Raw genomic sequence first — 13,595 nt, 5'->3', positions numbered from 1 at the left:
TGTCAAACAACTATTCATAAGGGTGAAGCATTTTCGGCAAAATATCTTGCTTGAACCAAAAGGTGCCTACGCAAATGCTTTGCCCCTTGAAATCAATAGGGAGATAACCATGCCAAAAGTAAAAGATTTTCCGCGTAAGCCCTCTCAAACAACTACAGAACCGATTCAGAACACAGAACCGATCGAAAAAATTGCAACGCCTGTTCCCGAACTCCATCCCCAATGGCAGTCCCTCAATCTAGCAGAGTTGCTGACGGCTCCTACTGCTTTTCTATCGATTAGCCAAAACAACAGCCTCTATCATCCTGACGGTGCTCAAGGCAAGGAAAAACAATGGGAACGTCCCAGCCTGGAAAATACCATTAAGGTTGCTCAAGCAGCACGCAAAGCCGGAGCCTATTTCTTTTGGATCGGTTATGAAGTGTTTCGCGAATCCTATCCCAGGTCTCCTTTAGACGAGGCTCAGTACCGATTTTGGACAGCTTCTTATCAGGATTGGAGTGATGAGAAAAAACGTTGGGATGGAGAACTAGTAGATGAACTTAAAGCTATCAATCAACCGGGTGATGTAGAGTTCTTTGAAACGGCTCTACAGTCTTCATTTGTAGGAACAGAGCTGCCTCTTTACCTGGGTCGTTTAGGAATTCGCAATTTAATCATTACTGGTATCCATCTCGACTGGTGCATTGAAGGAAATGCACGAGCAGCCCGTGATTATGGTTTGATTCCGATCGTGATTGGCGATGCCTGTGCTTGCCAACATCAAGAAGATGAACCTGCGGCATTACGCCGGATCAACACCTTTTTTGCCCCTGTGATTTCTGCTGATACGGCTGTGCAGCTTTTGCAGCAAGCAACGGCTCTGCGGGCATCCCGATTGCAAGGCGATCGTTAGGCATGGGTGTGGGTTCATAAAAGTTCATAAAACAGGAGAAGAGTTTATGAGCGTTGCAAATCCTGGTTTGAAGCGTAACCTCTGGTGGAAGAACCAGCCTTACAAAGGCGTGCTGTTTATTGTCCTGATTGCGGTGGTGAGTTGGATTTTTGAGCTACTACTGGGTCAGGTGCTGCAACTGGATACCACCTCAAAGTTAATCTACATCACCATCTTTTTTGTCTGGTGGTGGCATCTAGGATTTTCACTGAATGGATATCCTGGTAATCGCTTTTCATCCTCCCGGTTCGGGCGAGGAACATTCAACTTAGCTATCCTCTTGGGATTGTCCTATCTGACTGGGGAAGCCTGGAAATACATTTCTGCCCAGACCACTCTCGCTGAAACGTCCGCTGGATTGTGGGGACAAACTGCCATCATTGCAGCAGCAGCCAGCTTGTTCTTTTTTGACAACACGATCGTCACTACAGACAAGATTCGGGATTGGCATCCGGTGAGCGGATTTCTCAACATCTTCTTTGCCATCTTTTTTATTGCGCCTGCGTTCACGTTCTTACCGCAAATCTGGGGGCTAGAACCGTTTTACATTCCCTGGTATTGGTATCCCACCTCAACGGTGTTTGGCAGTTTCTTTGAACGCTGGCCGTTGAGCAAGCTTGATCTGGAGCAACCTCGTCTTGGACTGATCCATACCGGAGCCGTCATCCTGCTCACTCTGATTATGGGGCTACTGCTCAAGCAAGCAGGCATTGACCTGTTCACTACCACCGCAGGCCCGATCTTTGCAGCCATTTGGACTACGGTGGGATTGGGGATACTCTGGCAGTTCAATATGTGGCCCTTTGCTTCATTGTCCCAACCCCTCAAAGGAATTGTGGCATCCACTGCTAGCCTGGTGATTACGATCGCCCTTTACTGGTTGACGCTATCTCTGTTGAATCAGGACAACACCATCCAGGGACTTTATTGGTGGTTCAACATTCTTTGGGTGCAGGTATTTCTGATGGCTCCAGGCTTGTATGACGGTATCGGGCTGTGGCAAGAAGAAGTCCGTTAGGTTGAACCCGAATTGAATAGCCGCGAATGGTAAATCCTACATAGCCGATAATCGCTAGTTGATGTGTTTATGTTTGATCTAATCTTTGCCCGAACTGCGTCCTCCCTCATTCCTGATAGTGATTTCATGGATTTACCAATATCCAGTCAATTAACGTCATCTACCCCTACTCCATTCGATTCTGTTCCAGAAGCGATCGCTGCGCTCCAGGCAGGGGAAGCGATCGTAGTCGTCGATGATGAAGACCGGGAAAATGAAGGAGATTTGATCTGTGCTGCCGAGTTTGCCACTCCTACCCTGATTAACTTTATGGCAACCCAGGCACGGGGATTAATTTGTCTGGCGATGATGGGCGATCGATTGGATCAATTACAACTACCGCCAATGGTGGAAAGCAACACAGACACTCATCAAACGGCATTTACCATCAGCATTGATGCAGCGCGTCATTTAGGAGTCACTACCGGAATTTCCGCCAGCGATCGATCTCGCACGATTCAGGTGGCGATCGATCCAGCTACAACTCCTCGTGATTTGCGGCGACCCGGACATATTTTTCCCCTGCGGGCGCAGAATGGGGGAGTGCTGAAGCGGGCAGGACATACAGAAGCAGCCGTTGATCTGGCACGATTAGCGGGTCTTTACCCAGCAGGCGTAATTTGCGAGATTCAGAATCGCAATGGCTCGATGGCGCGACTGCCGGAATTACTCACCTATGCCCAAACCCATCACCTGAAAATCATCAGCATTGCCGATTTAATTCGCTATCGGCTTCAGTCCGATCGCTTTGTGGTACGAGAAGCGGTGGCACATCTGCCGACTGAATTTGGCGAATTTCAAATCTATGGCTATCGCAACACGCTGGATGGTTCCGAAGCCACCGCAATCGTCAAAGGCGATCCACAGGAGTTTATCCATCAGCCCACCCTGGTAAGAATTCACTCAGAGTGCTTTACCGGAGATGCGATCGGCTCATTACGCTGCGATTGTCGGCAACAGCTTCACACCGCCCTACAGTTAATCGAAGCAGAAGGACAGGGAGTAGTGGTGTATTTGCGTCAGGAAGGTCGGGGCATTGGGTTACTCAATAAGCTCAAAGCCTATTCGCTACAAGATCGCGGACTGGATACCGTTGCCGCCAACGAGCAGCTTGGCTTCAAACCCGATCTTCGCACCTATGGCGTGGGTGCTCAAATTCTTAGAGATTTGGGTGTGCAAGAAATTCGACTCCTGACTAATAATCCGCGCAAAGTGGTTGGGTTACATGGTTGGGGTTTAGACATTGTGGAACGCATTCCTTTAATTACACCAGCCAATCGCTATAGCGTGCGATACCTCGCTGCCAAAGCAGAAAAATTGGGGCATTTTTTGCAAACCCATCCAAACTAAAACGTTATACAGAGTTCGGACGCTTGTGTGAAATGGGCTGTGCAGTGTCCGACCCACGAACCTTCCACGATCGTCCCCATTATTACCACTGCAACCCAGCATCTTGGAGTGGGTGTCACGCTTTCCACTAACTTTGAACATCCCTACTCAATGGTGTGACGACTCTCCAGCCTCGATCATCTCTCTGGTGGACGGGTTGCCTGGAACATTGTCAGTTCCTATTCCAAAAGTGAATGGGATGCCTAGGATAACCCAGCGGCATAACAGCCTTGAGCTAAATTATAGCCACTGACGCAAATGCTTCTCGGTTCAGGAATTCAGGAGATTAGCGCGATCGGCGTTGCAGGGCAGAAATGAGAATGATCCTCTATCTTGCCTTCCTCGTTTAGGTGTGTCATACTATCAAACATTAAACTACTTTAAATCGATCGATGTACCGTAGTTTAATATCTTGCAGTTAGCTGAAAACCCATTCAGACAGATGTTGGGCTGCGTCGTCTCACAACGGCAGCAGGTTGAAGGACAGTCACAGTTCAACAGATACCTCCCATCTGGCTGACAGGAGGGCAACCCACTGCCCTCTCTTTCCTCTTCTATTGGTTACGTTGCATGAATAGTTCAGCTGCTCGAATTCCATTGATTGATCTCCAACCTCTAATTGCCAATACCCAGGCACGGTATGCAGTTGCAGCACAGATCCGGCAGGCTTGCTGTGACTATGGATTCTTCTACATTACTGGTCATGGCATTGATGAGACACTCCAACAGCGTCTAGAGGAACTAAGTCGTCAATTTTTTGCTCAAGATTCAGATACCAAGCTAAGGATCAGCATGGCAAAAGGTGGCAGGGCATGGCGCGGCTATTTTCCGGTTGGGGATGAACTGACTTCTGGAAAACCTGACTTGAAGGAAGGACTTTATCTGGGAGCTGAACTAGAAGATGATCATCCTCTCGTACAAGCTAAGGTTCCGCTGCACGGACGAAATCTATTCCCAGACTATCCTGTTCAGTTTCGAGCAACCATTCTTGACTATATGACGGCAATGTCACAGTTGGGGCATCAGATCATGTCTGGAATTGCTCTTAGCCTTAGTTTAGAAGCTTCCTACTTCTTCAATCGCTACACCTGGGAACCGTTAATTTTATTTCGCATCTTTAACTATCCAGCTGTGCCCTATACTCCTGAACAGTGGGGGGTGGGAGAGCATACTGATTATGGGTTACTCACCATTCTAAAACAGGATAATTCTGGCGGTTTACAGGTCAAATCTAGATCTGGCTGGATCGATGCACCACCTATCCCCAATTCGTTTGTTTGCAATATCGGCGATATGCTCGATCGCCTCACGGGAGGATTCTATCGCTCTACGCCCCATCGCGTTAGAAACTTGGCAAACCACGATCGCCTTTCGTTTCCTTTCTTTTTTGATCCCAACTTTGCTGCTGAGGTCAAGCCGATCGAGGGAATTCTCGCTGATTCAAGTCAAGAAGAGTTCAGCGATCGGTGGGATCATGCCAACATTCACGCATTGCAAGGAACCTATGGGGATTATGTCTTGAACAAAGTCTCCAAAGTGTTTCCAGAACTGCGTCAGAGTGTGTTGTAAAGCAATCCAGCTAAATGTAATACATTGTATTTAACTGCCGTCGTGCCGCTGCCTTATCCAGTAAATCTTGCAGCGTATAATTTCGCAGAACCGCAAATGCCGATTGCCGCACCTCATTCCAGATCTCCGAAATCGCAGCCCGATCAACGGTTTCATCTCCCGTTTTGCTGACCGTCGGTTGCTGATCAATCCCCTCCATACAGGCAATCACATCCATCACGGTGATCTCCTTGGGCGATCGGGCCAACCGATAACCGCCCTTCGCACCTCGCTCACTTTTAAGTAAGCCACCTCGCCTCAGATCTGCTAGCAATTGTTCCAGGTAGCGATCGGGAATGTTTTGCTGAGTAGAGATGTAGCGGATTTGCAAAGGATTTCCTTCACGGTAATGGGAAGCAACCTCTAACATTGCCAGGAGGGCGTACTCGCTTTTGTTTGAGAAATCCATAGGTTTCAAAGGCGATTTACCAGGCTAGGATTGGGCAGAAACGGATTCGAAATAAACGGGCAAGCTGAGATGGGCAGTGGAATGAAGGGAATCGCTTAAATGAAGTAAGGACACCAACTGCGAAAACCAGTAGGTAATTTCTGGATCGGATTGCGTTGTGATTTGGGAAATTTCAACGGCTAGCTGGTAAGCAGCTTCCCCTACGGTCTGATTAATTTCAGCATGAGCCAAGAGAGCTGTCTTCAAGTCTCCAGGGAATATGGGCAAGTCTTGCCCTGGCTCAGTCTGCATTTGCTGCAAAATTGGGTTCCAATCAAGGCTATGAGTTTGGCAATTAGAATTCATCACGGTTTCGTTAACCTTTTCTTCAAGCTTTAGTTTCAGCCTAAGTTACCCAATCAATAAAAACAAGTGTTCTTTTTTATTATATCAATAAACTGAATTTATTATGCCTGACAGGCAAAGGATACAGCGATCGATCGCCGCAGATTTCTGTCCAAATGCAGATGAAAAGGTAGCTCTTGTGTATCTAAGGCTACTTAAAAGGGAGGGGATTTGGAGGGGAGTCAGGAAACCTCCTGTATGTCAAACCTTGCTTAGGAACCGGATGGGATGGCGAGCGTAGGATGCTGCAATTTCTACACGAGCAGCTACCGCTTCTTTATTTACCAGAGCGCAGCCCAAAGCTTAGAGGACAACATGCTAATAGACAAGTTGGTTATATGGAAGCATCCCATTGATGCAAATTGATCGATTTCCGTAGCGCAGGCAGCGTTTCGACTGAGCTCAAGCGTTCGACTGAGCTCACGCCGAAGTCCGAAGTCTTGCCTGCCAGTGAACTATCCGTCATGCAAATTCAAAAGTGGGATACACCCGGTTGTACTTTATGATTTTGTGCGATGCTAGGCTGACCGCTTTCGATTCACCTTTCTTTGTCGGATTGAGATTAGCAATCGTATCAGGCATCAAAATATAAGCTACTGAATGAGTATAGCTTTAGCGTAGTTCACCAGATCAATTACTTGTATCATGAGTTACAATTTTCCATCGATTTAATTTGCTGAAATAATGAATTAACTCTCAATAGAATGTATTTTGAGTCACAACATTTACAAAATTAAAACTTAAATCACCACAAGCCATTTATTAGCTAGGGTTATTAATTAGTGCGTTCAAGTTGCTAGTTGATCTTCAGTGCTTCAGTGTGAGCCGCTTGAGAATAATTTGTGAAACCTATGCATGTCAGCTACATTAGCTACTTCAAGCTGTCTGCGATAGAAGCTGTCTGCAAAAATGATACGGACTTCAGCAAAGTAGAAGATTGTTCTTTTAAATACAATTTCTTCTACTTCTATGAGAAATTTTTCCAAAACAATTAAACATTTTAATACTGCTATTGCCCTTTCTAAGGTTGAATTTAGATACCATGCTCTCAATCATTTTTAACAAAAGAGGATACGCTGTTGTTGTACAAATAATTTGTAAGGAAAATTGCACGGCGGAAATGACCATTTCCAATTTATTGAAGCTTGATTTCACTCTTTAATATTTTCCAGAACTTGGATTTAGAGTGTCTGAAAATAATGCTTTTCAGATCAATTTATCTTGAAGAGTGAAACTTCAGAGATAGTTAGTGTTTTGATGGCAGAAACTAACGAAATTTTCCTTCAACGGTTGACTTCAATCAACATTACTTTACTAACCAAGCAATTTCGAGGAGATGACAAAATGGTTCAAGATGCCTTTACGAAAGTCATTGCCCAATCAGATGTGCGAGGAGAATACCTCAGCAATGCTCAACTGGATGGGCTGCTGGCTTTAGTGCGAGATGGCAACAAGCGCATTGATGTAGTGAACCGGATTTCAAGTAATGCGTCGGCGATCGTCGCTGATGCGGCTCGGAGTCTGTTTGAGGAGCAACCTCAACTCATTGCACCGGGCGGTAATGCCTACACCAACCGTCGGGCGGCAGCTTGCCTACGCGACCTTGAGATTATCCTGCGCTATGTCACCTACTCCATTTTCACTGGCGACTCCAGCATCTTGGACGATCGCGCTCTGAACGGTTTGAGGGAAACCTATCAAGCCCTTGGGGTTCCGGGTAGTTCCGTTGCCAGAGGTATTCAGAAGCTGAAGGAAGCTTCTCTCGCCCTTGCTAATGATCCCGATGGCATCACTCAGGGGGATTGCAGCAACGTGCTTTCTGAAGTCGCCAGCTACTTCGATCGAGCGGCGGCAGCAGTAAGCTAACGTCCTGCTATCCCCAATCAGACATTTGCTAATCAGAACCTATTTATTAAAGGAGAAATTGAATCAATGGCAAAGACCCCTTTGACGGAAGCCGTGAACGCTGCTGACACACAAGGTCGCTTTCTGAGCAGTGCCGAGTTTCAGATTGCCTTTGGTCGTTTTCGGCAAGCCGCGAACACATTGGAAGCTGCAAAAGCATTGTCGGGCAAAGCGCAGAGTCTAGCGGAAAGTGCTGCAAACGCAGTCTACCAAAAATTTCCCTACACCACCCAACTGCAAGGCCCAAATTACGCTTCAGATGCGCGGGGCAAGGCAAAGTGTGTGCGTGACATTGGCTACTATTTGCGGATTATCACCTACGCGCTAGTGGCAGGGGGAACCGGCCCGATCGATGAATATCTGGTAGCGGGGTTGGCTGAAATCAACAGCACGTTTGAGCTATCGCCAAGCTGGTACATTGAAGCTCTCAAGCACGTTAAAGTCAATCACGGTTTAACAGGCGATCCAGCAGTTGAACTCAACTCATACATTGACTATGTGATCAATGCCTTGAGTTAGCCAGGATCGTTCGGTTGCAAGGTTCGAATGCGTCTAGCCGTTTGCGTAATAAGTTGAAATGCCTGTAGTCCGACATTTCACTTACTACGCGAATGGTTTTCTTAATAGAGTAGTACGTTGAAATGATTTGTTTTGGATATTTAACGCACTGGCTATTCTACCAGATATTTTACTGTCTATTTCATGCCAGCAAGCGCGGAAGCCTTCAGAATTTCAACATGATTTCCTGATGGGTAATGGGAAAGAAATACCTTTTGAATTTCTGCTTCAAAGGACTGGCGATGATCACCGAAAAAGGAGGGTAAGCAGAACGCCGTGGAATATAGATAACCGATGAGTGAATCGATCGTCCAGATTTGCTCAAATTCAGCTTCATACAACACTTGTAAGGAAAAAGCCGATCGCCTCAGTAGTTCCTCATGGGGTGGATCAGGATCAACCCACCATCCCTGTCCTGCCCGTCGCCGATCGCCCAGCCATTGTTTCACCACTGCCAGGATGTCTTGCTTCCAAGGAATTTGGCTTGTCCAGGGATCTTCACCATGCGTTGCCAGCAGTACCAAACCACCGCCTGTTTCCAATAGATCGTAGCTGCGATCGATGATGAGGGAACGATCCATCCAGTGAAAGGCTCGTCCAATCGTGATTAACTTAAAGCTATTTGGCGGTGCGTTAACTTGTTCAGCCGATCGCTCTAACCAAATAATATTTTTTGCACCTAGCTCATCCGCTTGCTGTTGAGCTTGCTTGAGCATTTCTGGATCTGGGTCAAGTCCAATCACTTGCTCAAATCGATCGCGGAGAGCAAGTGCAATCAATCCGGTTCCGCATCCTAAATCCAGTAATTTTCCTTTCCCATTCAGGTTAAAGCCCTGAGCAATGCGATCGTATAATTCGGGCGGATATTTAGGTCGATAGTGAACATAGTACTGCTGTGCCCCATCAAATAAAGTGGAGTTAAAGGTAGAGGGAGTTGCGTGTGTCATGGGCAATTGCTCAATTCATTATTTGTAAAATACTGTAAATCGGTAGGTTTACAGTAGAATATCTAAAAAGTGTTTCATAGTCTCTCTAGAAAGACAAGTTTTCTGCAAACAAACCCAAAGAAAAGTTCGGGAGAAATCTTTAGGAGATCTCTCTGAAGAATCTCACAGAATGACTCCGATCGCATTTTGAGGACAATCATTATGTTGGAACCGCGCTATGGGATTTGGCTTCCGGTTGCTGGCAATCATGGGGCAATGAACCATCCCGATTCACCGCGAGATGCCAGTTATGCGCGATCGAAGTGTTTGATTCAACTGGCAAAGTTTTGTGGATTTACCACCACTTTGATTGCCCAGCACCTCTGTAACTTTAGAGATGCCAATTTTGAGCAACTGGAAACCTGGACGGCGGCAGCGGCTCTGGCAGAAGCCACTCAAACGATCGAAACTATTGCGGCAATTAAGCCCCTGCTGTTTCATCCGGTGGTGCTGGCCAAAATGGCGTTAGGGATTGATGCCATCAGCCAGGGACGATTTGCGATTAATTTGATTAGTGCCTGGTTTAAGCCAGAACTGGAGAAGACGGGGATTCCCTTTTTGCCCCATGATGAACGCTATCGCTACTCGGCTGAATGGCTGTTTTGCCGCAGAGATCATGCCACGAGTGCAGCGCATTACAACGCCCCTACCATTAAACCGATCGCCGCTCCAGACGGAACCAACTGCCAGGTGGGACGCTTAAACCGAATTAATGCAACTAATGCAGCAATGAAAACCACTGCTGCCAAAACCGTTCGGGCAGGTGTCTCGTGAACGATCGCTGCCTGTGCCAGAGGGATTGCTGCTGCTGCGATCGCGCCTAACACCGCCGGGGTCACACCCTTGAGAAAACTACGAATCCGAGGATTCTGGCGAATCCGAATCAATAGCGGAGCCGCACCCATAATGAACACAAACGATGGAGTAAAAATAGCAATAGAGGAAACGATCGCGCCCAATGCGCCTGCCACCTTGTAGCCCACAAATGCTGCTGTGATCACAACCGGTCCCGGAGTCAGTTCGCCAATCGCCACTCCGTCAATAAATTCGCTTTGGGTCAGCCAGTGGAATTGGTTCACCACCTCAAATTCCAGTAAAGGAATAATGACTAAACCACCGCCAAAAATGAAGCTACCCACTTTGAGGAAGAACCCGGTTAAAGGAATCAAAAATTCCTGGATTCGTTCTAAGCCCCAAAAACTGGAAACTGCCAGGGGTTCAGCAGGCACAACGGCTAGCGGATGGGAAACCATCTGGATCACTGGCAAGAGGGGAAAGAGTAATGCGCGAGTTGAACTCGATGGCGGAGATTGGGAACGACCGGGACGATATAAAAGGAGTCCAATAATGCCCGCTATGATGAACTGCAACAAGACATTTGTACGAAACAAGAGTGTAATCAGAAAAACCGCCAGGGCGATCGCTACCCCATACCAATCTTTGATCGCCTTCTTCGCCAGCTTCCAGCAAAACCCAAAGATAACTGCAATCACGACGGGTGAAACGCCTAGAAACAAGTCATTGATTTGCGGCACACCCTGAAAGCGAAAATATGCCCAGGACAGGGTCAGGACAATCAAAAAGGCAGGGAAGATAAAGCAAAGCCCTGCCACCAGTGCTCCCCACTGACCCGCCCGCACATATCCGGTATAGATGCCCATCTGGGTCGAGGCAGGACCCGGCAACATCTCGCAGACCGCAACCCCTTCCACAAATTGCTCCTCGGTCAGCCAGTTTCGCCGCACCACTGCTTCATCATGAATCATGGCAATGTGCGCTTGTGGACCCCCAAACCCAATGAAGCCCAACTTGAGGAAAAGTTGAGCCAGTTCTTTTAATCGAGCCGATAAGCGAGGCGGAGCAGGGGGAATGTTTTGATTCAAATGCTGATTCATGCTCAATCTTAATTGCAGATTCAATTGCAGGTAATGACTTAGAAAACCAAACCCAAAGCTTGATTCTGGATAGGGGCGATCGATTCAGGCTCTCGACCTAACCAGCCCTGCTCATAGCATATCGTTCTACGATATCGAAACTCTATATCGTGGGCTACAAAAACGCTCCGATCGAACTTTCTCCTCACTCCCCCTCAAACAACTCCCCAAACAACTCCCGCACCTTCTCCTTCGCTTCCTCCAGCCTTGCCTTTCCCAGCGGCGTTGCCCGGTAAACCCGGCGAATATGCCTGCCCGATCGCTCTTTGCAAGAATTGAGATAGCCCTTTTGCTCCATATCGTGAAGCATGGGATAGAGGGTTCCGGCACTCAGCTTGTAGCCATGACGAGCCAGTTCCTCAATGATGCCCAGCCCAAAAATGGGTTCCTGCGCTGCATGATGCAAAATGTGGAGCCGGATCAAGCCAGAGTAAAATTCTCTATCTTCCATTCGCTTTTCATCAACCCCTATAAAACTGCTGGGCTGGCTTTCGTGCTTGATTGTATCGTCATCAAATTCTTCTGAAGTTATTAACATGATTAGCCGCAGCAAATATATTTCCAAATCAGATAATTTTTTCTTAATCTACGGTAAATCTGTAGATAAACCGTATAATAATGAAATACTTCATCTATCCCTATCAGAAGCAGATTTCCCGCGCCAAAAATAGCTCACACGGTAAAGCTGCACTTTTTAGGCTGATCTTGCCTGAAAGCAGCTACGGAGATTCATTTTTGCGTTTTTGCTTTTGAGAATTGTATTGGTCAAAAGGAGTGAACGTGATTAACGCCTTACGAATTAATGAACACTTAGCCACCACAGGACAGGTGATTCCCGAACAACTTAAACAGGCTGTGCAGGAAGGTTTCAAGTCGGTGCTGAATTTACGATCGCCCGATGAGCTGGGCTTTTTGCCAGACGAACAGCAGGTCGTTGAAGCGATGGGATTGTATTATGTCAATATTCCCCTCAAGCTGGAAGCCTTGAACGAAGAGTTGATTACGCTGATTTTGGCAGAACTGCATCGTATTCCCAAACCTGCCGTAATTCACTGTGCCGCCAGTTTGCGATCGACTGCCATTGCGATGCTGAGTGTGGCAATTCGAGAAGGTTTAACACCAGAGCAAACCCTGGAGCGAGCCAGAGCGTTGGGGTTTAAGTATCTGGACTACCGATGCGTTAATCCGCAGATCAGACAACTGTTTGTACAGTACATCGATAAATACGCGAATCGGCAGGCGAATCAGCGTGCGAAGCAAAACGCGACGGTAGATGTAATGGTGGGTTGAGAGTATGATGGATGGGGCGGGCAAGATGCCCACCCCACAAGAGTAGAGTTTTCTTGAGTTAGGGGCGGGTAAGATGTCCACCCCACAAAAGCTATAGAGTTTTCCCAATGTACAAATATTGCGTTCCTCTACTCTGAAAGGTGCAATACTGCCTTGCCCAGAAATTGCCGATCAAGTAGTTGCTGGGCTAAGTCTGCCACTTTTGTCCAGGGGGCTTCGATCGTAATGGGAGGATGGAGTTGATCGGAGGCGACTAGATTTAGCAATCGCTGTAAGCCGACGGCTGCCGTTTCGCGTTTGAGTTCATGGAACAGGATGAGGGCATACAGGCTTGCGCCACTGCTCACACCGTAGAATCGTTGTGCGTTGAACGTCACTTCATTGCCGCCGGATGTGCCAAACAGGACGACCGTTCCATCTGGGGCGATCGAACCCAAGGCTGCTGTGAGGGTTTTGCCACCAACGGATTCAATCACCAGATCATAGGGGGCGAACTCGGTTTCCAGGGGTAATTCCTCGGCGATCACCACCGCATTTGCTCCTGCCTCTTTGACCCATGCCTCGTGATCGGGTTGACGAATATGGGCGATGACTCTGGCTCCAGACAACCGCGCCAGTTGAATGGCAAATTGCCCGACACCGCCTGATGCGCCTGTCACTAGTATGGTTTTTCCGAGGATCAGTCCGCCCTGCTTTAAGGCATGATAGGCGGTTAACCCTGCGACGGGTAGGGTTGCCGCTTGAGCAAAGGAAACCGAGCCTGGTAAAAGGGCGATCGAATGACTGGGCACTGCCACTAATTCACCCCAAGCCCCCGAACGAACAAACCCCACCACTCGCGTTCCGGCTGCCGGAGAAGAGCCATCTGCTGCTGGCGTTTCGATTGTGCCTGCTAAGTCCCAACCCGGTTGCCAACCCGCTTCAGCAGTGGTCGATCGTCGGACTTCACCCCGATTTAGGGAAACGGCTGCCACTCGGATCAGGGCTTCGTTGGGAGCAGGGGTGGGAGCTTCCACGTCCCGAATTACTAATCGTCCTGGAGCATCCGGATCAACCACTACCGCACGAATTTTAGCCATGACCAATCCCCCGTTCTTTCACTTAAGCAAGCTGTCAATTATTGTAGGGTGGGCACTACCCA

General features: G+C 47.8%; 12 protein-coding genes and 3 pseudogenes. 9 read left to right on the top strand and 6 right to left on the bottom strand.

Going from position 1 to position 13,595, the window contains the following annotated elements:
• The first annotated feature begins 109 nt into the window (after window positions 1–109).
• From ACM1PF_RS26245 to ACM1PF_RS26225, 5 genes and pseudogenes are all read left to right on the top strand, one after another.
• Window positions 110–895 (top strand): cysteine hydrolase, encoded by a 786-nt coding sequence (locus ACM1PF_RS26245; RefSeq protein ID WP_416668814.1) that lies wholly within the window; start codon window positions 110–112, stop codon window positions 893–895.
• 46 nt (window positions 896–941) lie between these two features.
• Complete coding sequence (locus tag ACM1PF_RS26240) at window positions 942–1,952, top strand: hypothetical protein (RefSeq protein WP_416668812.1); 1,011 nt, start codon at window positions 942–944, stop codon at window positions 1,950–1,952.
• A gap of 126 nt (window positions 1,953–2,078) precedes the next feature.
• Window positions 2,079–3,323 (top strand): annotated as a pseudogene (gene ribBA, locus ACM1PF_RS26235) (bifunctional 3,4-dihydroxy-2-butanone-4-phosphate synthase/GTP cyclohydrolase II); the annotation flags it as partial.
• Between the two features lie 30 nt (window positions 3,324–3,353).
• A pseudogene (locus ACM1PF_RS26230) lies at window positions 3,354–3,584 on the top strand (LLM class flavin-dependent oxidoreductase); the annotation flags it as partial.
• Between the two features lie 366 nt (window positions 3,585–3,950).
• A complete protein-coding gene (locus ACM1PF_RS26225; protein WP_416668809.1) occupies window positions 3,951–4,949 on the top strand; it encodes an isopenicillin N synthase family dioxygenase in 999 nt (332 codons plus the stop codon).
• 10 nt (window positions 4,950–4,959) lie between these two features.
• Here the strand turns inward: ACM1PF_RS26225 and ACM1PF_RS26220 are convergent, their stop codons facing one another.
• Together ACM1PF_RS26220 and ACM1PF_RS26215 are read right to left on the bottom strand one after the other, a co-directional pair.
• Window positions 4,960–5,397: an RrF2 family transcriptional regulator gene (locus ACM1PF_RS26220; protein ID WP_416668806.1), complete on the bottom strand. Its 438-nt coding sequence runs from the start codon at window positions 5,395–5,397 to the stop codon at window positions 4,960–4,962.
• 24 nt (window positions 5,398–5,421) lie between these two features.
• Window positions 5,422–5,742 carry a hypothetical protein gene (locus ACM1PF_RS26215; protein WP_416668803.1) on the bottom strand — a complete coding sequence of 107 codons (321 nt, stop codon included), beginning with the start codon at window positions 5,740–5,742 and terminating at the stop codon, window positions 5,422–5,424.
• Window positions 5,743–7,125: 1,383 nt separating this feature from the next.
• Between ACM1PF_RS26215 and ACM1PF_RS26210 the strand changes: the two genes are divergently transcribed.
• Both ACM1PF_RS26210 and cpcA read left to right on the top strand, forming a co-directional pair.
• Entirely contained in the window at window positions 7,126–7,647 is a 522-nt protein-coding gene (locus tag ACM1PF_RS26210) for a phycocyanin subunit beta (RefSeq protein ID WP_416676805.1), read from the top strand.
• Between the two features lie 66 nt (window positions 7,648–7,713).
• The gene (gene cpcA, locus ACM1PF_RS26205; protein WP_416668801.1) at window positions 7,714–8,205 is read left to right on the top strand and encodes a phycocyanin subunit alpha; all 492 of its coding nucleotides are present in this window, start codon (window positions 7,714–7,716) and stop codon (window positions 8,203–8,205) included.
• A gap of 176 nt (window positions 8,206–8,381) precedes the next feature.
• Here cpcA and ACM1PF_RS26200 read toward each other — a convergent pair whose 3' ends face one another.
• Entirely contained in the window at window positions 8,382–9,191 is an 810-nt protein-coding gene (locus ACM1PF_RS26200) for a class I SAM-dependent methyltransferase (protein ID WP_416668798.1), read from the bottom strand.
• A gap of 201 nt (window positions 9,192–9,392) precedes the next feature.
• Here ACM1PF_RS26200 and ACM1PF_RS26195 point away from each other — a divergent pair.
• Window positions 9,393–9,818, top strand: a pseudogene (locus ACM1PF_RS26195) (LLM class flavin-dependent oxidoreductase); the annotation flags it as partial.
• A gap of 47 nt (window positions 9,819–9,865) precedes the next feature.
• Here ACM1PF_RS26195 and chrA read toward each other — a convergent pair.
• Window positions 9,866–11,125 (bottom strand): chromate efflux transporter, encoded by a 1,260-nt coding sequence (gene chrA, locus ACM1PF_RS26190; protein WP_416668795.1) that lies wholly within the window; start codon window positions 11,123–11,125, stop codon window positions 9,866–9,868.
• A gap of 184 nt (window positions 11,126–11,309) precedes the next feature.
• On the bottom strand, window positions 11,310–11,615 hold the full coding sequence (locus tag ACM1PF_RS26185; RefSeq protein ID WP_416676804.1) for a PadR family transcriptional regulator: 306 nt from the start codon (window positions 11,613–11,615) through the stop codon (window positions 11,310–11,312).
• A 323-nt stretch (window positions 11,616–11,938) separates the two neighbouring features.
• Here ACM1PF_RS26185 and ACM1PF_RS26180 point away from each other — a divergent pair, with 323 nt between their 5' ends.
• Window positions 11,939–12,454, top strand: coding sequence for a beta-lactamase hydrolase domain-containing protein (locus ACM1PF_RS26180; protein ID WP_416668792.1), 516 nt, complete (start codon window positions 11,939–11,941; stop codon window positions 12,452–12,454).
• A gap of 128 nt (window positions 12,455–12,582) precedes the next feature.
• Here the strand turns inward: ACM1PF_RS26180 and ACM1PF_RS26175 are convergent, their stop codons facing one another.
• Window positions 12,583–13,533 carry a zinc-binding dehydrogenase gene (locus ACM1PF_RS26175; RefSeq protein WP_416668790.1) on the bottom strand — a complete coding sequence of 317 codons (951 nt, stop codon included), beginning with the start codon at window positions 13,531–13,533 and terminating at the stop codon, window positions 12,583–12,585.
• Window positions 13,534–13,595: the final 62 nt, after the last annotated feature.

The organism is Egbenema bharatensis FJBBOT/2019, assembly GCF_048077055.1.
Classification (GTDB): Bacteria; Cyanobacteriota; Cyanobacteriia; order Elainellales; family Elainellaceae; genus Egbenema; species Egbenema bharatensis.
This window is presented reverse-complemented; position numbering and strand designations above follow the sequence as displayed.